This is a genomic window from Rhizobium sp. AN80A (assembly GCF_030053015.1).
Classification (GTDB): Bacteria; Pseudomonadota; Alphaproteobacteria; order Rhizobiales; family Rhizobiaceae; genus Rhizobium; species Rhizobium metallidurans.
This window is the reverse complement of sequence record NZ_JASJPX010000003.1, coordinates 1037495-1058512: the sequence shown is the minus strand read 5'-3', so window position 1 is coordinate 1058512 and position 21018 is coordinate 1037495. Positions and strand designations below refer to the sequence as shown.

Annotated in this window: 19 protein-coding genes, 1 tRNA gene and 3 pseudogenes; 16 read left to right on the top strand and 7 right to left on the bottom strand. The window is 62.5% G+C overall.

Annotated features, from left to right (window positions below; genetic code table 11):
• From P3R82_RS16740 to P3R82_RS16725, 4 genes are read left to right on the top strand one after another with little or no spacing between them, the layout of a single operon-like run.
• Entirely contained in the window at positions 1 to 315 is a 315-nt protein-coding gene (locus P3R82_RS16740; protein WP_111561437.1) for a DUF2849 domain-containing protein, read from the top strand.
• 8 nt (positions 316 to 323) lie between these two features.
• On the top strand, positions 324 to 1997 hold the full coding sequence (locus P3R82_RS16735; protein ID WP_283194644.1) for a nitrite/sulfite reductase: 1674 nt from the start codon (positions 324 to 326) through the stop codon (positions 1995 to 1997).
• The gene (locus tag P3R82_RS16730; protein WP_283194643.1) at positions 1997 to 2509 is read left to right on the top strand and encodes a DUF934 domain-containing protein; all 513 of its coding nucleotides are present in this window, start codon (positions 1997 to 1999) and stop codon (positions 2507 to 2509) included. The genes P3R82_RS16735 and P3R82_RS16730 overlap by 1 nt, the downstream gene beginning before the upstream one ends.
• A 37-nt stretch (positions 2510 to 2546) precedes the next feature.
• The gene (locus tag P3R82_RS16725) at positions 2547 to 3758 is read left to right on the top strand and encodes a UbiH/UbiF family hydroxylase (protein ID WP_283194642.1); all 1212 of its coding nucleotides are present in this window, start codon (positions 2547 to 2549) and stop codon (positions 3756 to 3758) included.
• A gap of 59 nt (positions 3759 to 3817) precedes the next feature.
• Here the strand turns inward: P3R82_RS16725 and P3R82_RS16720 are convergent.
• Positions 3818 to 4566 (bottom strand): annotated as a pseudogene (locus P3R82_RS16720) (cytochrome c biogenesis CcdA family protein).
• A gap of 153 nt (positions 4567 to 4719) precedes the next feature.
• Between P3R82_RS16720 and P3R82_RS16715 the strand changes: the two are divergent.
• Positions 4720 to 6525 carry a sensor domain-containing diguanylate cyclase gene (locus tag P3R82_RS16715; protein WP_283194641.1) on the top strand — a complete coding sequence of 602 codons (1806 nt, stop codon included), beginning with the start codon at positions 4720 to 4722 and terminating at the stop codon, positions 6523 to 6525.
• A gap of 28 nt (positions 6526 to 6553) precedes the next feature.
• Here the strand turns inward: P3R82_RS16715 and P3R82_RS16710 are convergent, their stop codons facing one another.
• From P3R82_RS16710 to P3R82_RS16690, 5 genes and pseudogenes are all read right to left on the bottom strand, one after another.
• Complete coding sequence (locus P3R82_RS16710; RefSeq protein ID WP_283194640.1) at positions 6554 to 6883, bottom strand: DUF6665 family protein; 330 nt, start codon at positions 6881 to 6883, stop codon at positions 6554 to 6556.
• A gap of 184 nt (positions 6884 to 7067) precedes the next feature.
• Positions 7068 to 7229: an entericidin gene (locus tag P3R82_RS16705; protein WP_283194639.1), complete on the bottom strand. Its 162-nt coding sequence runs from the start codon at positions 7227 to 7229 to the stop codon at positions 7068 to 7070.
• Positions 7230 to 7315: 86 nt separating this feature from the next.
• A pseudogene (locus P3R82_RS16700) lies at positions 7316 to 7579 on the bottom strand (DUF2934 domain-containing protein); the annotation flags it as partial.
• A 96-nt stretch (positions 7580 to 7675) separates the two neighbouring features.
• Positions 7676 to 8296, bottom strand: a complete 621-nt coding sequence (locus P3R82_RS16695; RefSeq protein WP_283194637.1) for a hypothetical protein — start codon at positions 8294 to 8296, stop codon at positions 7676 to 7678.
• A 214-nt stretch (positions 8297 to 8510) separates the two neighbouring features.
• Positions 8511 to 8586 (bottom strand) — tRNA-Lys (locus P3R82_RS16690).
• Positions 8587 to 8953: 367 nt separating this feature from the next.
• Between P3R82_RS16690 and P3R82_RS16685 the strand changes: the two genes are divergently transcribed.
• From P3R82_RS16685 to P3R82_RS16665, 5 genes and pseudogenes are all read left to right on the top strand, one after another.
• Complete coding sequence (locus P3R82_RS16685; protein WP_183900172.1) at positions 8954 to 9160, top strand: hypothetical protein; 207 nt, start codon at positions 8954 to 8956, stop codon at positions 9158 to 9160.
• 259 nt (positions 9161 to 9419) lie between these two features.
• Positions 9420 to 10746 (top strand): annotated as a pseudogene (locus tag P3R82_RS16680) (efflux RND transporter periplasmic adaptor subunit).
• Positions 10743 to 11459 carry an ABC transporter ATP-binding protein gene (locus P3R82_RS16675; protein ID WP_283194636.1) on the top strand — a complete coding sequence of 239 codons (717 nt, stop codon included), beginning with the start codon at positions 10743 to 10745 and terminating at the stop codon, positions 11457 to 11459. Before P3R82_RS16680 ends, P3R82_RS16675 begins: the two are co-directional and overlap by 4 nt.
• Positions 11449 to 12657 carry an ABC transporter permease gene (locus tag P3R82_RS16670; RefSeq protein WP_183900175.1) on the top strand — a complete coding sequence of 403 codons (1209 nt, stop codon included), beginning with the start codon at positions 11449 to 11451 and terminating at the stop codon, positions 12655 to 12657. The genes P3R82_RS16675 and P3R82_RS16670 overlap by 11 nt, the downstream gene beginning before the upstream one ends.
• Before the next feature lie 110 nt (positions 12658 to 12767).
• Positions 12768 to 13385 carry a GntR family transcriptional regulator gene (locus P3R82_RS16665; protein WP_283194635.1) on the top strand — a complete coding sequence of 206 codons (618 nt, stop codon included), beginning with the start codon at positions 12768 to 12770 and terminating at the stop codon, positions 13383 to 13385.
• A gap of 55 nt (positions 13386 to 13440) precedes the next feature.
• On the opposite strand, the gene P3R82_RS16660 is transcribed toward P3R82_RS16665, so the two are convergent.
• Complete coding sequence (locus P3R82_RS16660) at positions 13441 to 14253, bottom strand: ferredoxin--NADP reductase (protein ID WP_283194634.1); 813 nt, start codon at positions 14251 to 14253, stop codon at positions 13441 to 13443.
• 247 nt (positions 14254 to 14500) lie between these two features.
• Here P3R82_RS16660 and pcsA point away from each other — a divergent pair, with 247 nt between their 5' ends.
• From pcsA to P3R82_RS16630, 6 genes are read left to right on the top strand one after another with little or no spacing between them, the layout of a single operon-like run.
• Complete coding sequence (gene pcsA, locus P3R82_RS16655) at positions 14501 to 15229, top strand: phosphatidylcholine synthase (protein WP_283194633.1); 729 nt, start codon at positions 14501 to 14503, stop codon at positions 15227 to 15229.
• A gap of 10 nt (positions 15230 to 15239) precedes the next feature.
• Positions 15240 to 16223 carry a quinone oxidoreductase gene (locus P3R82_RS16650; protein ID WP_283194632.1) on the top strand — a complete coding sequence of 328 codons (984 nt, stop codon included), beginning with the start codon at positions 15240 to 15242 and terminating at the stop codon, positions 16221 to 16223.
• A gap of 39 nt (positions 16224 to 16262) precedes the next feature.
• On the top strand, positions 16263 to 17837 hold the full coding sequence (locus P3R82_RS16645) for an ABC transporter ATP-binding protein (protein WP_283194631.1): 1575 nt from the start codon (positions 16263 to 16265) through the stop codon (positions 17835 to 17837).
• Positions 17827 to 18912 (top strand): ABC transporter permease, encoded by a 1086-nt coding sequence (locus P3R82_RS16640; RefSeq protein WP_283194630.1) that lies wholly within the window; start codon positions 17827 to 17829, stop codon positions 18910 to 18912. Before P3R82_RS16645 ends, P3R82_RS16640 begins: the two co-directional genes overlap by 11 nt.
• Positions 18909 to 19829: an ABC transporter permease gene (locus P3R82_RS16635; RefSeq protein ID WP_183900182.1), complete on the top strand. Its 921-nt coding sequence runs from the start codon at positions 18909 to 18911 to the stop codon at positions 19827 to 19829. Before P3R82_RS16640 ends, P3R82_RS16635 begins: the two co-directional genes overlap by 4 nt.
• A 45-nt stretch (positions 19830 to 19874) precedes the next feature.
• Positions 19875 to 20948, top strand: a complete 1074-nt coding sequence (locus P3R82_RS16630) for a BMP family ABC transporter substrate-binding protein (RefSeq protein WP_283194629.1) — start codon at positions 19875 to 19877, stop codon at positions 20946 to 20948.
• Positions 20949 to 21018: the final 70 nt, after the last annotated feature.

The window sequence follows — 21018 nt, the reverse complement described above, 5'->3', positions numbered from 1 at the left end:
ATGGGAGACAAGGTTCTGACCGCCAACAGGCTGACCGACGGCATCGCCGTCTGGCTCGATGCCAACGGCACCTGGGTGACGTCGCTGCAGGATGCGCTGGTCGCGCGCCACGCCGAGGCCGTCGCCGCGCTGGAGGCGATCGGCAAGAAGTCCTATGCCGATAATCTGGTCGTCGATGTCGCCGTGGTTGACGTGCAGGAGACCGATGGTGTTCTCTGGCCTCTGCGCCTTCGCGAGCGCATTCGTGCACAGGGTCCGACCATGGAATACGCGCCGGGCTACAAGCCCGCCGATCCAGCATTCATTGCAGTCTGAGGAATACCATGTACCGTTACGACGAATTTGACCACGCCTTTGTCGCCGAGCGCGTCGCGCAGTTCCGCGATCAGGTTGAGCGCCGTCTGTCCGGCGAGCTGGCCGAGGACGCGTTCAAGCCGCTGCGCCTGATGAACGGCGTCTATCTTCAGCTGCATGCCTACATGCTGCGCATCGCCATTCCCTACGGCACGCTGAACTCCAAGCAGATGCGCATGCTGGCCCATGTCGCGCGCACCTATGACCGCGGCTACGGCCACTTCACCACCCGCCAGAACCTGCAGTTCAACTGGCCGAAACTGTCCGATATGCCCGACGTGCTGGCCGAGCTTGCCACCGTCGAGATGCATGCGATCCAGACCTCGGGCAACTGCATCAGAAACGTCACCGCCGACCACTTCGCCGGTGCCGCCGCCGATGAAGTCGCCGATCCGCGCCCCTATGCCGAAATCCTGCGCCAGTGGTCTTCCGTTCATCCGGAGTTCTCCTTCCTGCCGCGCAAGTTCAAGATTGCCGTGACCGGAGCCGAGCGCGACCGCGCCGCGATCCAGGTCCACGACATCGGCCTGCACCTGAAGAAGAACGACAAGGGCGAGATCGGCTTTGCCGTCTATGTCGGCGGCGGCCAGGGCCGTACGCCGATGATCGCCAAGCTTATCAAGGACTTCCTGCCGGAAGAGGACCTGCTGTCCTACACGACCGCCGTCATGCGCGTGTATAACCTGCACGGCCGCCGCGACAACAAGTACAAGGCCCGCATCAAGATCCTCGTCCACGAAACAGGCGCCGAAGAGCTGGCCCGCCAGGTCGAGGTCGAGTTCGCGGCGTTGAAGGACACCGAGCTGAAGCTCCCGGAAGTCGATGTTGCCGCTATCACCGCCTATTTCGCGCCGCCGGCTTTGCCTGAGCGTGCCGAAGGCTGGGAAAATCTCGCCCGCTGGAAGAAGGCCGATCCGGCGTTCTCGCGCTGGGTCCACCAGAACGTCCAGCCGCACAAGAATCCCGATTACGGCATGGTCACGATCTCGCTGAAGCCGATCGGCGGCATCCCGGGCGACGCTTCCGACAGCCAGATGGACGCGGTTGCCGATATCGCCGAGGAATACGCCTTCGACGAAATCCGCGTCAGCCACGAGCAGAACCTGATCCTTCCGCATGTGGCGCTGGCCGACCTCGAAGCCGTCTATCGCGGTCTGGTCGCAATTGGTCTCGCAGAAGCCAATGCCGGCCTGATCACCGACATCATTGCCTGTCCCGGCTTGGACTACTGCGCGCTCGCCAATGCGCGCTCGATCCCTGTCGCGCAGGAAATCTCCAGGCGTTTCGGCAACCCCGAGCGCCAGGCCGAGATCGGCGAGCTGAAGATCAAGATCTCCGGCTGCATCAACGCCTGCGGCCACCACCATGTCGGCCATATCGGTCTGCTGGGTGTCGAGAAGAAGGGCGCCGAGCTCTACCAGATCACGCTCGGCGGTTCCGGCGACGAACACACCTCGATCGGCGAAATCATCGGCCGCGGCTTCGAGCCGGAGAAGGTGACGGATGCGATCGAGAAGATCGTCGACACCTATCTCGGCCTACGCAACGATCCGTCCGAGATTTTCCTCGATGCCTACCGTCGCGTCGGTCCGCAACCTTTCAAGGATGCGCTCTACGGTGATTCCAAGGCGGAGGCCGCGTAATGACCAGGATCTGGAGAGAAACCGGCTTCGTCGAGAACGACCCTTGGGTCATCGAGACCGAGGAAGTGAAGGCGGGTGAGGGGCATAAGCCTCTGCTCAGCCTCGAGGAACTGGCGGTCAAGGCCGAGGAGAGCAACGAAGTCGGCTTCGGCGTGCTGATCAAGCCCGCCGACGACGTGCGCAAGCTCGAGCCCTATCTCTATCGCCTCGAACTGGTGGCGGTGGCTTTTCCGGCCTTCAACGACGGCCGCGCCTTCAGCCATGCATCGCTGCTACGTGAGCGTCTCGGCTATACCAACGAGCTGCGCGCCGTCGGCGATGTGTTGATCGACCAGGTGCCGCACATGCTGCGCTGTGGCATCGACAGCTTCGCGGTCACCAACGAGACTGCGATAAAGCGTCTCACCGAAAAGCGTCTGCCGGAGATTCCGCATTATTATCAGCCGACTGCGCGTGACGCGGAGCCGGGCAAGAGCTATAGTTGGCGCCGTCAGGCGAAGCCGGCGGCATAAGGCCGGCTCGCCGTTTCAGAATTTGCGGAACGGTGCAATGAAGACTTTCGAAATCGCGGTGATCGGTGGCGGACTGGCCGGAATGATCGCCGCAATCGCCCTTGGACGCGGCGGGCGCAACGTTGCACTCGTTGCGCCGCCGGCACCAAGGGAAGACCGCCGGACCACGGCGCTGATGGATCAGTCGATCCGCTTCATCGACCGGCTGACGCTCTGGGAGCGCCTGCGGCCGTCTTCCGCGCCGCTATCGACCATGCGCATCATCGACGGCACCAACCGCCTGTTGCGCGCGCCGACCGCGACCTTTCGCGCCGCCGAAGTCGGGCTCGAAGCCTTCGGCTACAATTTTCCCAACAAGGCATTGATGGATGTGCTGGAAGCGGCCGCCGCCGCCGAGGGCAACATCACCCGTTTCACCGCCTTCGCCGATGTGATCGATGTCACCGACGACGCCGTCTCCATCTCGCTCGACAATGGCGAGACGCTCACCGCCGATTTCGCGATCGGTGCCGATGGCCGCAAGTCGAAGCTGCGCGAGACGGTTGGTATCGACGTCAAGAAATGGTCCTATCCGCAGTCGGCCATGGTGCTGAATTTTGAGCATTCCCTGCCGCACGAAAACATCTCCACCGAATTCCACACCGAAAGCGGTCCCTTCACGCAAGTGCCGCTCCCCGGCAAGCGCTCGAGCCTGGTCTGGGTGCAGAGCCCTTCGGATGCTGAAGCGCGCCGGGAGCTTTCGCTGGCCGAGCTTGGCAATGTCGTCGAGGAGCGCATGCAATCGCTGCTGGGCAAGGTGACTGTCGAAGACGGTGCGCAGATCTGGCCGCTGTCGGGCATGATGGCACACCGCTCCGGCAAGGGCAGGGTGGCGCTGATCGGCGAGGCGTCCCACGTCTTCCCGCCCATCGGCGCTCAGGGGCTGAATCTGAGCCTGCGCGATGTCATGGCGCTGACCGATATCCTCTGCGACCGGCCGGAACTGCCGATCTCGAAGGATGCGGGCAGCCAGTTCGATCGCAAGCGCCGCGTCGATATCATGACGCGCACGGCGAGCGTCGACGTCCTGAACCGCTCGCTTCTATCCGATTTCCTGCCGATGCAGGTGCTGCGCGCCGCCGGCCTGCATGTCCTGGCCGCCATCCCGCCGTTCCGCAGCATGGTGATGCGCGAGGGTGTCGAACCGGGGCGCGGTCTGCGCGCGATCCCGGATGCGATCAAGGAACACCTACGTCGGAAGAAAGCCTGACTTCATCGCCATCAGGAGACGCAGCGGCCACTGCGGCTTGTCTGCGGACAAGCCAAGGCCTAGCCGATTTTCATCAGGATTGGAAAGGTCTGCTGGAACCAGATCGCGGCGTCGGTGACGAATCCGAAGATGAAGGCGAGGCCGGTGAGGATGAGGAACACGCCCATTATCTTCTCGACCGTGCCGACGTGACGGCGGAAGCGGGTGAGGAAGTTCATGAAGGCGCCGGAAAAGGCGGCGGCGATCCAGAACGGAACGGCAAGGCCTAGCGAATAGACCGCAAGCAGGCTGGCGCCCGAGCCGACCGTCTCGCGCGAGGCCGCGACACCAAGGATGGTGCCGAGCACGGGGCCGATGCACGGCGTCCAGCCGAAGGCGAAGGCAAGCCCCATCACATAGGCGCCCGTCAGCGTCGCCGGTTTGCCGTTGCCCTGGAAGCGTGCTTCCCGCGACAACAGGCCGATCCGGAAGACGCCCAGGAAATTCAGGCCCATGACGATGATGACCAGCCCGCCGATCTTGGAGAGGAGGTCGAGATGCTGGCGCAGCGCCATGCCGATGCTCGACGCGCCCGCGCCGAGCGCCACGAAGACGGTTGCGATCCAAGCGTGAAGAACAGCGCCGAAAACAGCACGCTGCGGCGCTTATCCGGCGCGATGGTCACCGGTCCGCCGCCGCGAAACTGATCGACGGATATGCCGGCCATGTAACAGAGATAGGGGGGGACCAGCGGCAAGACGCAGGGCGAAAGAAACGACAGTGCACCGGCAAGCAAGGCACTAAACAGGGAAATATCGGCAATCGACACGCGGTTCTCCGGCGCAGGGCATTCGTGTGCAGTCCTAGCGCAGCCGATGGCCCGCCGCCAATCACCTTTTTGCGCCTCACCTCTGGGGAGCTTGGCCGAACCGATACAACCTGTGTTAATTGTCTGGCAATTCGGACGGTCTACTGTCATCCCATGCGGATCAGCGTCATCACCAACTGGGCCTATGCAGCGACGGTTGTTCTGACCGTCCTCTCCGGGTCTGCCTTCATCCTTTCCGCCACCAGCGCGAACCGCGAGCGGATCGCGGTCGAGGAACATCTGGCGCTGAGCGATCTCGCCGACGGCCTGGCGCTGGGCGCCGAGGAACGCACCGATGAAGCGCGCCTTTATGTCATGCGCGACGATATCGGCTATCTCAGCGCCTTCCAGGGCAAGGAAGCCGAGGAGCGCCTGCGCGAACGCTCGATCAAGGGCATCCGCGAGTTGGGCGCCGCGCCTATCGAACTGCAGGCGCTCGATGACGTGCAGAAGAACGCCGACGTTCTCGACAGGATCGAGCAGGAGGCCATCGCCCTCTATCGCAAGGGCGATCAGGCAGGCGCCCGCCAGGCCCTGTTCGGCCCGGAACACGAGCGTATCCAGACGGCCCTGCTCAGCGCCGTCACGCGCTTCCGCGACCTGGTGAACGCGCGCACCCAGGCGGTGATGCAGGACACGCAGAAGCGCAGCGACTGGTGGGGCTTTGTCGCCAAGACGCTTCTGGCTGTCACCGCCGCCGTGTTTCTCAGCGTTCTCTATTTTATTCTCAAGCGTCGCATCGCCATGCCGTTGATGCGGATGACCGGCATCGTCACCCGCCTTGCCAGGCAGGACTACGCCGTCGACGTGCCGCTCGATCGCCGCCGCGACGAAATCGGTGAGATGAACGAGGCGATCCACATATTCCGCGAAAACGGCCTGGAACGCGATCGCCTGGATGCCGAACGCCGGCGCGATCAGCAGACGAAGGACCTGATCCTGCAGATGATGCACCGCCTGCAGGCCTGTCAGGCGCAGGATGAGTTGGCCGAAGTCGTGGCGCTCTTCGCCCCGCAGATCTTTCCGGATCTCGCCGGCAACCTCTACATCATGAACGAGAGCCGCTCGACATTGTCGCGCATCTCCTCCTGGCACGAGCCCCGGCGATCCGAGCCGGTGTTTCCCGCCACGGCCTGCTGGGGCCTGCGGCGCGGCCGCCCGCATGCGAGTTCACGCGAGCACGGCGACATCAGTTGCCAGCATCTCGACCATCAGGATGCAATGGGGCTTTGTGTACCGCTGACGGCGCAGGGCGATGTCGTCGGCTTGCTCTATTTCGAGGAGCGACCGCAGGGCCACATTCAGGCGGAGGCATCGCGTCTCTATCTCGAGCTGATCGCCGAGAATATCGGCCTGGCGGCCGCCAACCTGCAGCTGCGCGACAAGCTGACCAACCTTTCCATTCGCGACGCGCTGACGGGGCTTTACAACAGGCGCTCGCTTGACGAGGACGTGAACCATCACGCCCGCGACCGCGAGATGGAGCAGCTTTGCTGCATGATGATCGACATAGATCACTTCAAGCGCTTCAACGACGAGTTCGGCCACGATGCCGGCGACGAGGTGATGCGCTACGTCGCCCAGACCATTGTCGATACGATTGGCGAGGCCGGTCGCGCATACCGGTTTGGCGGCGAGGAGTTCACCGTCCTGTTGCCTGGTATAAGCGACACCGAAGGCTTCGACATCGCCGAGCGCCTGAGGTCCAATATTCGCGGCCTGCCGCTTTCGCATCGCGGCCGCATTCTCGGGCCGATCTCGGTATCGATCGGCGTCGGCTCGCTGGCGGAACGCGCCGCCGTCTCGACATTGCTCACCCGCGCCGACGCAGCGCTGCTGGAAGCCAAAGCGCAGGGACGGAACATGACCGTCATGGCATCCGTGCTTCTACCGGATAGCAAAAGACGCGGTTCCGCCTGAGTGAGGGCCGAAGTAAGGGTAGTGCTTTCTATTTCTGCGTCGACCCAAGCCGCACCAGCACCTCGTCGGGAATGCCGTAGCGCTGGACGACGTCGCGGCTGTTGCGCAGGCCGCAGATCTCACGCTGGACGAAGAGACCCCATACCGCGTCCACGGCCTTACTGAGGCGCGCGTCGCGGTCTTCCTGGTGATGGCGCGAGGCGTCCCAGCCCTTCAGACTGGCCAATGCCTCTTCCGCCTTCAGCCCGCTGCGACCGAGCGAACTCGCGCGTTCGGCTCTCAACTCGTATTCGAGAACATTGAACCCGCCTTCGATCGAGAACGGTTGCCTCAGCGATTGCGGCGGACGAACGGTCATGACATGCCCTCAATGTTCGCGCGGACAAGCGATCGGCGCGCGTCGCTCGATTGACGAATGCCACGGCAGAGTAGGATTGATCGGCGCGCTGGTAAAGGCGGCGACGGCCGAGGCATCCCATATGCCTCGGCCTTGATCGCCTGTCTCGACGGGCACGTCAGCCAGCCCAGCTTATCTGGGCCGTCTACTTGGCAGCGGCGTTGCCAACCCGGTTGCCCGCATTTTGCGTCGCATCCACGGTGTTGGCGGCGTCCTTGCCCATGCCGCGGATCGTATTGCCGCAGGAACTGAGGGCTAGCATGACGCAAAGAACAGCCGCGATCTTCGTGGTTAAGGAGGAAGTCATGTCACAATCCTTTTCGTGGAACCTGTGACAGAACGCACGGCAGGCCAGCTGGTTGCATTCTGTGTTCACCGCGCATGCGGCTCGCTCTATGGCTGCTCACGCATGCCGGGGGTCGCTTCCCGCTGGTCGGCATCTTCCAGATCCGTCTTCACGATGAATGCATCCGTATGCTGTCTCGCGGCTTCGCGGAGCGCCTCGAGATTCGGCACGTCATCGCCGTCTATCTGGTCGCCGCCATGACTGATCTCATGCTCCGCCTGCGACCAATGCTCTTCATGCCGTCCCTCAGGCTTGCCCTCGCGCTCCCAGATGGCGTGGGCGCGGTCGCGAATGTCTTTCTCACGGTCTGACATGGTGCTCTCCAATGTTTGCATCGCTAGAACTGGCGGCAACGTCAAATGTTCCGGAGAATCGCCCGGTCAGCGACAACGGACAACTGGCAGCCTCTAGCGGATGGCGATCATCGATTTCGGCAGGCCCATGAAACGTTCCCAATGGATGGTGGCGTCGGGGAAATAGCGCTTCATCTCGGTTACCGTCAGGAGTTGCGTCGACTGCACCTCGTCGAACGTCCGGCCCTGCGGGCACCCCCAACCATGCCCGAACGGCCACCACTGCGCGGTCTTGAAATCAGGCGCCATCGGCATGGACTGCATGTCGGGCAACAGCCAGTGCGGCTTGATCGGGAAATACCGATAGGGCGTCTGGATGAGGTAGCGCGGCGCCATTTTGCTTGCGACCTGCGCGAGTTTCAAAAATGACTGATGCCCGCCCACATGCTCGATGAGGCTGTTGGAAAAGACGAGGTCGAATCGTTCGTCTTGCGGAATCACGTCTGCTTCGCAGGCATTGCCTCGGATCGTTCTGATCCGGCCGCTCTGTTCGTCGATATCAAGGTTGACGATCGTGACCTGTGGCGGCTGGAATGGTGCGTCGTGCCACCAGCTTCTCGTTCCGCCGAGATCCAGGATTCTCATATTGGGCAGATCCGGCATGAGCTCCAGAATCATCTCCCAGCGTTTGATCCTGATGCGCGCTGACACGGACCGGTCGCCGTTGACGAACACGTTTCGAGCTGCTGCAGCATCCATTTCGCACCCCCAAACACGTCGACGGACGCGACGACGATAGCCGGAAGCGACGCGAACATCGCCTTAGCCAATCGCATTAAGGACGTAGGGAGATCGCGCGAGGGTGTTGGAACCGCAAAACGCAAGCAGGAGGGACATCCCGCTTAGTAGCAGTTAAAACCAAATGACATCATAAGCTATTGATTTTACGTGGTGAGAGCGATGGGGCTCGAACCCATGACCTACTGATTAAAAGTCAGTTGCTCTACCAGCTGAGCTACGCTCTCCCGTGTTCCGAAGTATCCGTGAAGGACCCCGGCTGGAAGTGCGCGGAACATATGCAGACGACCCATTGCGGTCAACTGAAAAATCCACCTTTCCTGTGCATTAGGCACATTTCTTGCGCGGGACGGCGAAGCAGACGGTGGTCATGGCCGCGGGAAAGTCTGCTTTTTATGGATTGACGGTGCAAGCGTAAGATCGCGGTGAAGACCGCCGTCAGTGACAGCATTTATGGCTGGATTGTAAGCATGCAATGCGCGAGTGATGATAAAGTTCCCTAAAAATATTTAAGAAAATCAATCGGTTCAATCGCGTTTGCGACTTAACAAATCGATCCTGGACCCTAAATCTTCTTTATACAAGGAGATGACAATGACCAATGTGATCGAACACACCAATACACGTAAGGTACTGCGTGGCCGTGCCTACAGTCTGACGGAGTTCTCGCGCAAATACCGGCTGGGTGACGATGAAGCCATTCGCCTGTTCGAGAAGTTCGGCCCTTCTGCCACCGAGCTCGATCTGCTGATGGCCGCCAAGCGTCGTCCGCCGGTCTCGCTGGAATCACTTGGCGCCTGATAGGCGCCATCCGCCTGCGAATTGTTGCGACAAGCGCGCGGGCCGCCAGCGCCCGTGGGTTGGGAATCTCAAGCGACGTCGGAATTGCGCCGTTCGCGCGCGACAAACTCGAGTTTCATTACCAAGATTTCATTTCCATTTGACGTTGCTGCGTGCCAATGCGGTCAACTTGCTAATCCTGCGTTCAGCTTCGGACCGTTATTCCCGAAGCTGACAGTCGTATTGGCTGTATCTGACCGAGGCCGCCCGCATGAACGATATGACCAAGCCAAACGAACCCAAGAGCACGGGCCAACCGACAAGCACGGCAACCGCCGATCTCGCCGCTGTGCTTGCCGCGTCGCGGCAGAAGCAGAAGGGCCGGTGGCTGAAGCGCTCGCTCGTGTCGCTGGTCGTGCTCGCGGTGGTGGCCGGCGGTGGCCTCTATCTCTATTCGCGCCAGGGCGCCGGCGAGGTGAGCTACACCACGCAACCGGTCAAGAGCGGCGACCTGACCGTCCTCGTGACGGCGACCGGATCGGTGCAGCCGACCGAACAGGTCGATATATCCAGCGAGCTCTCTGGTACCGTTCGCGATGTCAATGTCGACTATAACAGCGAGGTGAAGGCTGGCGACGTGCTGGCCGTGCTCGACACGATCAAGGTCGAGGCGGACGTCAAGAGCACGCAGGCGAAACTCGATCTCGGCCAAGGCGAACGTCGTCAAGGCCACCGCCGATCTCGAATCCGCCAAGAGTTCCTACGACCGCTACCGCAACCTCGTCCAGAGCAACGTGACCACGCAGCAGAGCCTCGAGGACGCGCGCTACAAGTACGATTCGGCTGTTGCCACGAAAGAGATTAACGAAGCGGCGGTGCTGTCGGCGGAAGCCGATCTGCAGCTCGCCCAGGTCAATCTCGCCAAGTCCAAGATCATCTCGCCGATCAATGGCGTGATCCTGACGCGCTCGGTCGATCCGGGCGCGACAGTTGCCGCCTCGCTGTCGGCGCCCGTGCTCTTCGTCATCGGCGGCGACCTCAGGAAGATGGAATTGCAGGTTGATGTCGATGAGGCCGATGTCGGCCAGATTGCCGTCGGCCAGAAAGCCACCTTCACCGTCGATGCCTATCCCGATCGCACATTCCCGGCCGAGATCAAGCAGATCCGCTTCGCCTCGGAGACGACGAACAACGTCGTCACCTACAAGGCCATCCTCTCCGTCGACAACGCCGATCTGTTGCTGCGCCCGGGCATGACGGCGACAGCCGACGTTACGGTGGAGGCGGTCAAGAGCACGCTGATGGTGCCGAATGCCGCCTTGCGCTACGCGCCGCCGGCCACGGAAGCAAGGCGGAACCGTGGCCTGTTCGGCATATTCGCTCCGCCGCGCATGGGCCGACGCGGCGGCAACCAGGGCGGCGGCGAGACGCTGACCGGCGCCAAGCGTCGCGTCTGGGTACTGAAAGCCGGCAATCCGGCGCCCGTTGTCATCCAGGTCGGTTCCTCGGACGGGCAGTTCACCCAGGTGGTCTCCGGCGATCTCAAGGAAAGAGACGCGATCATCACCGATCTCGACCGAGCGGTCGAGATAAAAGGCGCGCCATGACAACGCCGCCTCTCATCGAGTTCAGCAGGGTGTCGAAGATCTACGGTCGCGGCGAAGCCTCGATCCGCGCGCTCGATCATGTCGATCTGGCGATCCGCGAACATGAGTTCGTCGCGATCATGGGACCGTCTGGCTCCGGCAAGTCCACGGCCATGAACATTCTCGGCTGCCTCGATGTTCCAAGCGCCGGCGACTATCTGTTTCAGGGTATTTCGACCACCGGTTTCGATCGCGCGCAATTGACTATGCTGCGCCGGCATATGCTGGGTTTCGTCTTCCAGGGCTTCAACCTTTTGCCGCGCACCTCGGCGGTCGAGAATGTCGAGCTGCCGCTGATCTATCGCGGCATGCCGGCAGCGGATCGGCATCGTCTGGCGACGGAAGCGCTCGGGCTGGTGGGGCTCGGCGGCCGCGAGCATCACAAGACCCAGGAACTGTCGGGTGGCCAACAGCAGCGCGTCGCCATCGCCCGCGCCATCGTCACCCGACCATCCCTGCTTCTCGCCGACGAACCGACGGGCAATCTCGACACCAAGACCAGTATCGAGATCATGGACCTGATGACGCGGCTGAACCGCGAGCAGGGCATCACCATCGTCATGGTCACGCACGAACCCGATATCGCGGCCTATGCCCAGCGGCTGCTGCGCTTCGTCGATGGCAAGCTGGAAACCGAAACCGCGCATCAGGGAAGGGCGGGTCATGTTTCTTGAGACGGTCAAGCTCGCGCTGCGCGCCATCAGCCGCAACATGCTGCGGTCGTTCCTGACCGTGCTTGGCGTCGTCATCGGCGTCGCCGCCGTCATCGCACTGGTGACGATCGGCAATGGCACGACGGCACAGGTCACCTCCGAGCTGTCGCGGCTTGGCACAAACATGCTCTTTGCCCGCCCCGGCCAGTTCGGTCCCGGCCGCGCGAGTGCCGAGGCGCGGCGCTTCACCGTCGCCGACGTGGATGCCATCAGCGAGCAGGTCGGCGGCCTCAGGGCCGTGGCGCCGCTCAACCAGACGACGGCGACCGTGATCTATGGCGGGCAGAGCCATTCGACGACGGTGATGGGCACCACCAACGATTATTTCACCGCGCAGGACTGGGACATCGCATCCGGCCGCAGCTTCGACGCCGCCGAGGAGCGCGGCCGCGCGCGCTGCGTTCTCGGAGAGACCGTCCGGTCGCAGCTCTTCGGTTCGGCCGATCCGATCGGCCAGCAGGTGCGCGTCGGCAAGGTTTCCTGCGGCGTCATCGGCGTGTTGGCCAAGCGCGGGCAGTCCGGCATGGGCAACGACCAGGACGATGTCGTCATCGTTCCGATCAAGGTCTACCAGCGCCGCATCGGCGGCAAGGCCAATGCCAATGTCTCGATGATCCTGATCTCGGCGCGTGACGGTGTCGCGACGTCCAAGGTTCAGTCGGATACGGAAAACCTGCTGCGCGAACGCCGCAAGATCATTCCCGGCCGCGAGGACGATTTCAGCGTCAACGACATGACCCAGATCGCCGCCGCCATGACCGGAACGACGACGCTGCTGACCAGCCTGCTTGGCGCCGTCGCCGCCATCAGCCTGCTCGTGGGCGGTATCGGCATCATGAACATCATGCTGGTCTCGGTGACCGAGCGCACGCGCGAAATCGGCATCCGCCTGGCGATAGGCGCGCTGGAGCGGCAGGTGTTGATGCAGTTCCTCGTCGAGGCGGTGGCCTTGTCGATATTCGGCGGTATGAGCGGCATTCTGCTGGGATTGGGGCTTGGCTTCGGCGCGGTTTCCCTGCTCAAGGTACCGTTCGTGGTGAGCCCGACGATGATCGCCGTCGCTTTCGTCTTCTCCGCCGCGATCGGCATGATCTTCGGCTACTTCCCGGCGAGGCGCGCCGCGCAGCTCAATCCGATCGATGCGCTGAGGCACGAATAAACCCTTGTGAACGAACGGACGTACCTCTCGGTCTGATATATCATGGCAACCTGCCATTGAATCCGTTGGTGCCTACGTTATGATATATCAGCTCGAATCACGGATCCGCGATGCCGAACTCCTCACAGAGCCATCTTGCCTACCTGGCGCTGGAACATGCCATCGTGACCCTGGCGTTGACGCCTGGTGCGCTCGTCAATGAAAAGCAGCTGATCGATCTCTCGGGACACGGTCGCACGCCGGTGCGCGAAGCGATACAGAAGCTCGCCTGGCAGGGGTTGATCGTGGTGAAGCCACGCGTCGGGCTGCAGATCGCCGAGATCGGGGCGACCGACCACGCCCATGTCATGCAGGTTCGCCGTGAGCTCGAGCCGATCGCCGCGGCCCTCGTCGCCGAACACGCGACCGAAGGGCAGCGCAACCAGCTTGTCGAATGCGCGCGTGCGATGAATAACTGCGCCGTCAGCGGCGATCTCGCGGGTTTCTTCGCGGCGGACAAGGCATTCGACGAGATACTGGAAGAGTCGTGCCCGAATGCCTTCATCACCTCGGCGCTCGGCCCCGTGCAGACCCATTCGCGCCGGCTCTGGTATTCGAAGGCAAGCCCCGAGCGCATGGATCGGTCGATCTCCCTTCATGTCGCCGTCATTCGCGCGATCCAGCAGGGCAAGGCCGGTGAAGCGCGCAAGGCGATGACCGCGTTGATCGATTATCTCGGCCACAAGTGAAAACGGCCCCGTTTCCGGAGCCGTTGTTCATGCGACAGACGATTAATCGGAGCGGTCAGCCGACGAAGGCGCGCTCGATGACGAACTGTGCGGGCTTGCTGTTGGCGCCCTCTTCGAGACCCGCCTTCTCCAGCAGTTCCTTGGTATCCTTCAGCATCGCCGACGAGCCGCAGATCATGCCGCGGTCGATCTCCGGATCGAGCTTGGGAACGCCGAGATCGGTGAACAGCTTGCCGGACGAGATCAGGTCGGTGATGCGGCCGCGATACGCGAAATCCTCGCGCGTCACCGTCGCATAGTGCAGCAGCTTGTCGCCGACCACTTCCTGCAAAAGCTCGTCGTTCTGGATCTCATGAACCAGATCGAAGCCGTACTTCAGTTCGGCCACGTCGCGCGTGGTGTGGGTCAGGATAACCTGGTCGAACTTCTCGTAGGTCTCGGGATCGCGGATCAGGCTCGCGAAGGGCGCGATGCCGGTACCCGTCGAAAACATATAGAGACGACGTCCCGGCGTCAGCGCGTCGAGCACCAGCGTGCCGGTCGGCTTCTTGCGCATCAGAACCTGATCGCCCGGCTTGATCGCCTGAAGATGCGAGGTGAGAGGACCATCGGGAACCTTGATCGAGAAGAATTCGAGTTCCTCGGCCCAGGCGGGGCTGGCGATCGAATAGGCACGGAAGATCGGCTTGCCCTCGATCATGAGACCGATCATCGCGAACTCGCCCGAGCGGAAGCGGAACCCCTCGGGACGCGTCATCGTGAAGCGGAACAGATGGTCCGTGTAGTGCGTGACGCTGAGAACGGTTTCGGCGAAGACGCCGGCAGGGATTGGGGCTGCGAATTCTTCGGTCTTTGCAGGGGCGTTCATTGCGGTATCGGATCCCGTAGTTCGTCGATCATCAATTCGATGCGAGCCAGATATTACAAATAGGCCACGGATTAAAGGTATACCATTCCCTCCGCGGCGACATGCATGAAATATGCATGTTCTCGTCAGGTTTGGGAAACGCGATGTGCATCGTTCGCTTTTGCTCTGGCGAAGCCGGACAAAGGATGCATATTAAGCCGAAATCGCGCCTCGGGGGTGCGGATTGCTTATGGCAACTCGGGGAAACATGAAGATTTTCAACTACAAGCGCGTACCCTACGCGGAAATGCGCGCATTTTCCGTCCACATTTTGACGGCCTCCGGTTCCTTTCTTGCCTTCCTCGGTGTTGTCGCCGCCGCCGAGCAGCGTTTCGTCGACATGTTCTGGTGGCTGGGGTTGGCGCTTCTGGTCGATGGCATCGACGGACCGATCGCCCGTAAGGTCAAGGTCAAGGAGGTGCTGCCGAACTGGTCGGGCGATACGCTCGACAATATCATCGATTACGTCACCTACGTGCTGCTGCCTGCATTCGCGCTCTATCAGAGTGGCATGATCGGCGAGCCATGGTCGTTTGTCGCCGCCGGCATGATCGTCGTGTCGAGTGCTATCTATTACGCCGACATGGGCATGAAGACGGAGGAGTATTTCTTCTCCGGTTTCCCCGTGGTCTGGAACATGATCGTCTTCACGCTGTTCGTCATGGATGCGAGCGCCACGACGGCACTCGCGGTCGTCACCGTCTCGGTGATCTTGACCTTCCTGCCGATCAATTTTCTGCATCCGGTGCGCGTCAAGCGCCTGCGTCCGCTCAATCTCGGCGTCTTCCTCCTGTGGTCGGCGATCGGCGTCTACGCGCTGTTGATGCATTTCGTCGTGCCGCAATGGGCTCTCGTTCTTTTCGTTGCGAGCGGTATCTATCTGTATTGCATCGGTGCCGTCCTGCAGTTCCTGCCGGCGCTGGGGCGCCGCGCTTAGGAGAAGACGAATGACGAAGACGCAGGCCGTCGTGCTGAACGGAACCGGTGGTCCCGAGGTTCTCGAATATGTCGATATCGACCTGCCGCCGCCAAAGGCCGGCGAAGTGCGGATACGGCACGCCGCGATCGGCCTGAACTTCATCGACGTCTATTTCCGCACCGGCCTCTACAAGGCCCCGCACATGCCCTTCGTGCCGGGCAAGGAAGCGGCGGGAACGGTGAAGGCGGTCGGCCCCGGCGTTTCGGATTTCAAGGTTGGCGACCGCGTCGCCTATGCCGGCTCCGACGGCGCTTACAGCCTTGAGCGCAACATCGAGACCAGGCATCTGGTCACGGTGCCCGATGGCATCGCGCTTGAAACAGCCGCGGCGATGATGCTGAAAGGCATGACGGCGCAGTATCTGTTGAACCGCACCTTCAAGGTCGGCCCCGATACCACGCTGCTCTTCCACGCCGCCGCCGGCGGTGTCGGCCTGATCGCCGGCCAATGGGCCAAGGCGCTCGGCGCGACGGTTATCGGCACGGTCGGATCGGCCGCCAAGGCGCAGCTCGCGCGCGAGCATGGCTACGACCACGTCATCAACTACGCCACCGAGGATTTCGTCGCCAGGGTGGCCGAAATCACCGGCGGCAAGGGCGTCGATGTTGTCTACGATTCCATCGGCCGCGATACCTTTCCCCAATCGCTCGATTGCCTCAAGCGCCTGGGCATGTTCGTGTCCTTCGGGCAGTCGTCCGGGCCGATCGAGGATTTCACCCTGGCGTTGCTTGCGCAGAAGGGCTCGCTCTTCGCCACCCGGCCGACGCTTTTCACCTATATCGCCACGCGCGATGAGCTAACTGATTGTGCAAACGCATTATTTGATGTTGTTTTGAGCAACAAAGTGCGTATCAATGTCAATCAGACCTATCCGTTGCGCGAGGTTGGGCGAGCCCATACGGAACTGGAAGCTAGAAAAACGACCGGAACGACGCTGCTGATCCCAGAATGATCCCGAAGGGGCAGGTCGGCAGTGGGAAATGAGGGGAAAGTGTCGTCATCGACTGTGCCGGCATCAGGCGCGTTATTGTCGGTCCAGAAGCTGACAAAGCTCTTCGGCAGCTTTGCTGCCTGCAACCAGATAGACCTCGATATCGCTCCCGGCGAAATCCACGCACTGCTGGGCGAAAACGGCGCCGGCAAATCCACGCTGGTGAAGATGCTGTTCGGCGTCCTGGAACCGAGCGAGGGCGAGATCCTGTGGCAGGGGCGTCCCGTGGCGATTGGCTCGCCGGGCGCGGCGCGCAAGCTCGGCATTGGCATGGTGTTCCAGCACTTTTCGCTGTTCGAGGCGCTCACCGTCGCCGAAAACATCGCGCTCTCGCTTGATGACGGCATCCCGATCGGCAAGATCGCCGAGGAGGCGAGGGCGCTGTCTCATGCCTATGGACTGCCGCTCGACCCGCACGCCCATGTGGCCGATCTGTCCGTCGGCGAGCGCCAGCGTATCGAGATCGTCCGCGCGCTGCTGCAGAACCCGAAGCTGATCATTCTTGACGAGCCGACCTCGGTGCTGACGCCGCAGGAGGCCGACAAGCTGTTCGAGACGCTCTTCAAGCTCAAGGCCGAGGGGCGCTCGGTGCTTTATATCAGCCACCGCCTGGAAGAGGTGCAGCGCATCTGCGACCGCGCCACGGTTTTGCGCCACGGCAAGGTTACCGGCGCCTGCGTACCCGCCGACGAAACACCGGCATCGCTGGCCCGCATGATGGTCGGAAACGACGTGGCTTCGGTCACCCACCCGGACCGGGGTTCCAGGGGGCCGGTTCAGCTTGCCGTCTCCGGCCTCTCCGTCGCCCCGCGCACGCCCTTCGCCATGCCGCTGAAGGACGTGTCGCTGACCGTCTGTTCGGGCCAGATCCTGGCGATCGCCGGCGTCGCCGGAAACGGCCAGGGCGAGTTGTTCGATGCGCTGTCGGGCGAATATCCGGTATCGACCCCCGATGCCGTCGTCATCCGCAACAAGCCGGTCGGAACGCTAGGGATCACCGCCCGCCGCCTGCTCGGCGCCGGCTTCGTGCCCGAGGAACGGCACGGCCACGCGGCGGTATCGGCAATGAAGCTCTCCGACAACCTCGTGCTCGCCCGCAGCAAATCCGACCGCAAGGCGTTTCTGTCGGGCGGCTTCCTCAAGATCATCCGCCGCGGCGCCGTCAAGAACGCGACGAAGCGTATTTCCGAGCAGATGGACGTACGCAAGAGCGGCGAGGACCCTGCCGCCGGCTCGCTGTCGGGCGGCAACCTGCAGAAGTTCATCGTCGGCCGCGAGCTCGACCGCCAGCCGGCCGTCCTCGTGGTCAACCAGCCGACCTGGGGCGTGGACGCGGGCGCCGCAAGCCGCATCCGTCAGGCCCTCGTCGATCTCGCCCGCAATGGTTCGGCGGTGGTCGTGATCAGCCAGGATCTGGACGAGATCTTCGAGGTCGCGACCGAGATCGCCGTGATTTCCGAGGGACGGCTGTCCTCGCCGTTTCCGGCCGGCGAGCTGACGCGCGAGAAGATCGGCCTGCTCATGGGCGGCCTGCATGAGAGCAAGACCGCGCCGGAGACAACGCATGCGCATTGAACTCGAAAAGCGCCCGCAGGCGTCGAAGCTCTACGGTCTCGTCTCGCCGCTCCTGGCGCTGGTGCTGACGCTGGTGACCGGCGCCATCATGTTCAAGATCCTCGGCAAGGACCCGGTCGAGGCGCTCGATGCCTTTTTCCTGGAACCGCTGCTGGAGGTCTGGTCGCTGCATGAACTGGCGATCAAGGCGGCACCTCTGATCATCATCGCCGTCGGACTGGCAGTCAGCTACCGCTCCAACAACTGGAATATCGGCGCCGAGGGCCAGTTCACCATGGGCGCGATCGCGGGCTCGATCCTGCCGATCCTGTTTACCGGGTGGCAATCGCCGTTGGTGCTGCCGCTGATGCTGGTCATGGGCGCGCTTGGCGGCGCGCTTTTCGCCGGTATTCCGGCTCTGCTAAAGGCGTATTTCAACACCAACGAAATCCTCACCAGCCTGATGCTGGTCTATATCGCTCAGCTGTTTCTGGACTGGCTGATCCGCGGTCCCTGGCGCGATCCCGCCGGCTTCAATTTCCCCAAGAGCGTGTCCTTTCCCCCCGAAGCGGTGCTCCCGGCCATCTGGGAAGCGTCCGGCCGCGCCCACTGGGCCTTCGTCTTTGCGATCATCGCCGCGATCCTCGCCTGGTTCATGCTGAAATACACGCTCAAGGGCTTCGAGATCGTCGTGCTCGGCCAGTCCGAGCGGGCAGGGCGTTTCGCCGGATTCTCGTCGAAGAAGATGATCTGGTTCAGCTTCCTGTTCTCCGGCGCCCTTGCGGGCCTTGCCGGCATCTCCGAAGTCTCGGGCTCGATCGGCCACCTGCAGCCGGCGATCTCGCCCGGCTACGGTTTCACGGCGATCATCGTCGCCTTCCTCGGACGCCTCAATCCGCTCGGCATCATCGCATCCGGGCTGGTGCTGGCGCTGACCTATCTCGGCGGCGAGGCGGCGCAGCTGTCCATCGGCGTTTCCGACAAGGTCACCCGTGTATTCCAGGGGCTGCTCTTATTCTTCGTTTTGTCCTGCGACACGCTGATCTTCTACAAGATCCGCATCGTCTGGTCGCGCGTCAGGGGAGGTGTGGCATGAGCATTTTCGAAGCGATCCTGCTCACTGTCATCACGGCCTCCACGCCGCTCGTCATCGCCGCCCTCGGCGAGCTTGTGACAGAACGCTCCGGCGTGCTGAACCTCGGGGTCGAGGGCATGATGATCATGGGCGCCGTCGCGGCCTTCGCTGGGGCGCAGATGTCGGGCTCGCCCTATGTCGGGCTTCTGGCCGGCATCGCCATGGGCGCGCTGTTCTCGCTGCTCTTCGCCTTCCTGACGCTGACACTGGTCGCCAACCAGGTGGCGACGGGCCTGGCGCTCACCATCCTTGGTCTCGGCCTGTCCGGCATGCTCGGCGAGGGCTATGTCAGCGTCCCCGGCGTTCGCCTGGCGCCGATCGTCGTGCCCTATCTCTCCGACCTTCCCTTCGTCGGCTCGGTGCTCTTCAAGCAGGACCTGACCTTCTACCTGTCGCTCGCTCTGCTCTTCGGCGTCAGCTGGTTCCTCTTCCGCAGCCGCCCCGGCCTGAAGCTGCGCGCCATCGGTGACAGCCACGGCTCGGCGCATGCCCTCGGCATCGGCGTCATCCGCACGCGCTATCTCGCCGTGATGTTCGGCGGTGCCTGCGCGGGGCTTGCCGGCGCGCAGCTGTCGCTGGTCTACACGCCGCAATGGGTGGAGAACATGTCGTCCGGTCGCGGCTGGATCACGCTGGCGCTGGTGGTCTTCGCCTCCTGGCGTCCGTGGCGGGTATTCGCCGGCGGCTACCTGTTCGGCGCGGTCACGATCCTGCAGCTGCACGCCCAGGCTTTCGGCATCGGCATTCCGGCGCAGTTCCTGTCGATGCTGCCCTATGCGGCGACTATTGTGGTTCTCGTCATCATTTCTCATAATCGGCGCACGACGCTGATCAACACACCGGCGTCACTGGGAAAACCATTCGTCCCGGAACGATAGAACAACAACAAACGAACAATGAACTTCCAAACCACAGGGGTTATCATGAAAAGACTAGCATTCGCATTCGCCGCTTCGGCGGCGGCCATTATGAGCTTCGGCTCGACCGCTGAGGCCGCGGACAAGACCAAGGTCTGCTTCGTCTACGTCGGCTCGCGTACCGACGGCGGCTACTCGCAGGCGCACGATCTCGGCCGCCAGCAGATCCAGAAGGAATTCGGCGACAAGATCGATACGCCTTTCCTGGAAAACGTTCCTGAAGGCCCGGATGCCGAGCGCGCCATCGAGCGTCTCGCCCGCTCCGGCTGCAAGCTGATCTTCACCACGTCGTTCGGCTTCATGGACGCCACCGTCAAGGTCGCCGCCAAGTTCCCGGATGTGAAGTTCGAGCATGGCACCGGCTACAAGAGCGGCCCGAATCTGGGCAACTACAATTCGCGCTTCTACGAAGGCCGCTACATCCTCGGCCAGATCGCCGCCAAGACCTCGAAGAACAAGGGCGCCGCTTACATCGCCTCGTTCCCCATTCCTGAAGTGGTGATGGGCATCAACGCCTTCGAACAGGGCGCCAAGTCGGTCGATCCCGCCTTCAAGCTGAAGGTCATCTGGGTCAACACCTGGTTCGACCCGGGCAAGGAAGCCGATGCCGCCAAGGCCATGGTCGACCAGGGCGTCGACGTGCTGACGCAGCACACCGACACGACGGCGCCGATGCAGGTTGCCGAAGAGCGCGGCATCCACGCATTCGGCCAGGCCTCCGACATGATCGCGGCCGGTCCGAAGGCGCAGTTGACGGCGATTGTCGACACCTGGGGCAACTATTACTCCAAGCGCGTGCGCGCGCTGCTCGACGGCACCTGGAAGCCCGAGCAGAGCTGGGACGGCCTGAAGGACGGCATCCTGGAAATGGCGCCCTACACCAACATGCCTGACGACGTGAAGAAGATGGCCGAGGAAACCGAGGCCAAGATCAAGTCCGGCGAACTGCACCCCTTCACCGGCCCGATCAACAAGCAGGACGGTACGCCGTGGCTGAAGGCCGGCGAGAAGGCCGACGACGCCACGCTGCTCGGCATGAACTTCTACGTCGAGGGCGTGGACGACAAGCTGCCGAAGTGAGCTTTTCCTGCTGTTAGCAGGTGCGAAAGGGCGCTCGTTTCGGGCGCCCTTTTTGCTGCAGTGCATACCA

Bases quoted from the DNA above. Each gene is read 5' to 3' on its own strand.
- P3R82_RS16735 (WP_283194644.1), top strand. From the start codon at position 324: ATGTACCGTTACGACGAATTTGACCACGCCTTTGTCGCCGAGCGCGTC.
- P3R82_RS16740 (WP_111561437.1), top strand. From the start codon at position 1: ATGGGAGACAAGGTTCTGACCGCCAACAGGCTGACCGACGGCATCGCC.
- P3R82_RS16715 (WP_283194641.1), top strand. From the start codon at position 4,720: ATGCGGATCAGCGTCATCACCAACTGGGCCTATGCAGCGACGGTTGTT.
- P3R82_RS16675 (WP_283194636.1), top strand. From the start codon at position 10,743: ATGACAACGCCGCCTCTCATCGAGTTCAGCAGGGTGTCGAAGATCTAC.
- pcsA (WP_283194633.1), top strand. From the start codon at position 14,501: ATGAAGATTTTCAACTACAAGCGCGTACCCTACGCGGAAATGCGCGCA.
- P3R82_RS16705 (WP_283194639.1), bottom strand. From the start codon at position 7,229: ATGACTTCCTCCTTAACCACGAAGATCGCGGCTGTTCTTTGCGTCATG.
- P3R82_RS16635 (WP_183900182.1), top strand. From the start codon at position 18,909: ATGAGCATTTTCGAAGCGATCCTGCTCACTGTCATCACGGCCTCCACG.
- P3R82_RS16630 (WP_283194629.1), top strand. From the start codon at position 19,875: ATGAAAAGACTAGCATTCGCATTCGCCGCTTCGGCGGCGGCCATTATG.
- P3R82_RS16660 (WP_283194634.1), bottom strand. From the start codon at position 14,253: ATGAACGCCCCTGCAAAGACCGAAGAATTCGCAGCCCCAATCCCTGCC.
- P3R82_RS16725 (WP_283194642.1), top strand. From the start codon at position 2,547: ATGAAGACTTTCGAAATCGCGGTGATCGGTGGCGGACTGGCCGGAATG.
- P3R82_RS16640 (WP_283194630.1), top strand. From the start codon at position 17,827: ATGCGCATTGAACTCGAAAAGCGCCCGCAGGCGTCGAAGCTCTACGGT.
- P3R82_RS16730 (WP_283194643.1), top strand. From the start codon at position 1,997: ATGACCAGGATCTGGAGAGAAACCGGCTTCGTCGAGAACGACCCTTGG.
- P3R82_RS16685 (WP_183900172.1), top strand. From the start codon at position 8,954: ATGACCAATGTGATCGAACACACCAATACACGTAAGGTACTGCGTGGC.
- P3R82_RS16650 (WP_283194632.1), top strand. From the start codon at position 15,240: ATGACGAAGACGCAGGCCGTCGTGCTGAACGGAACCGGTGGTCCCGAG.
- P3R82_RS16670 (WP_183900175.1), top strand. From the start codon at position 11,449: ATGTTTCTTGAGACGGTCAAGCTCGCGCTGCGCGCCATCAGCCGCAAC.
- P3R82_RS16710 (WP_283194640.1), bottom strand. From the start codon at position 6,883: ATGACCGTTCGTCCGCCGCAATCGCTGAGGCAACCGTTCTCGATCGAA.
- P3R82_RS16665 (WP_283194635.1), top strand. From the start codon at position 12,768: ATGCCGAACTCCTCACAGAGCCATCTTGCCTACCTGGCGCTGGAACAT.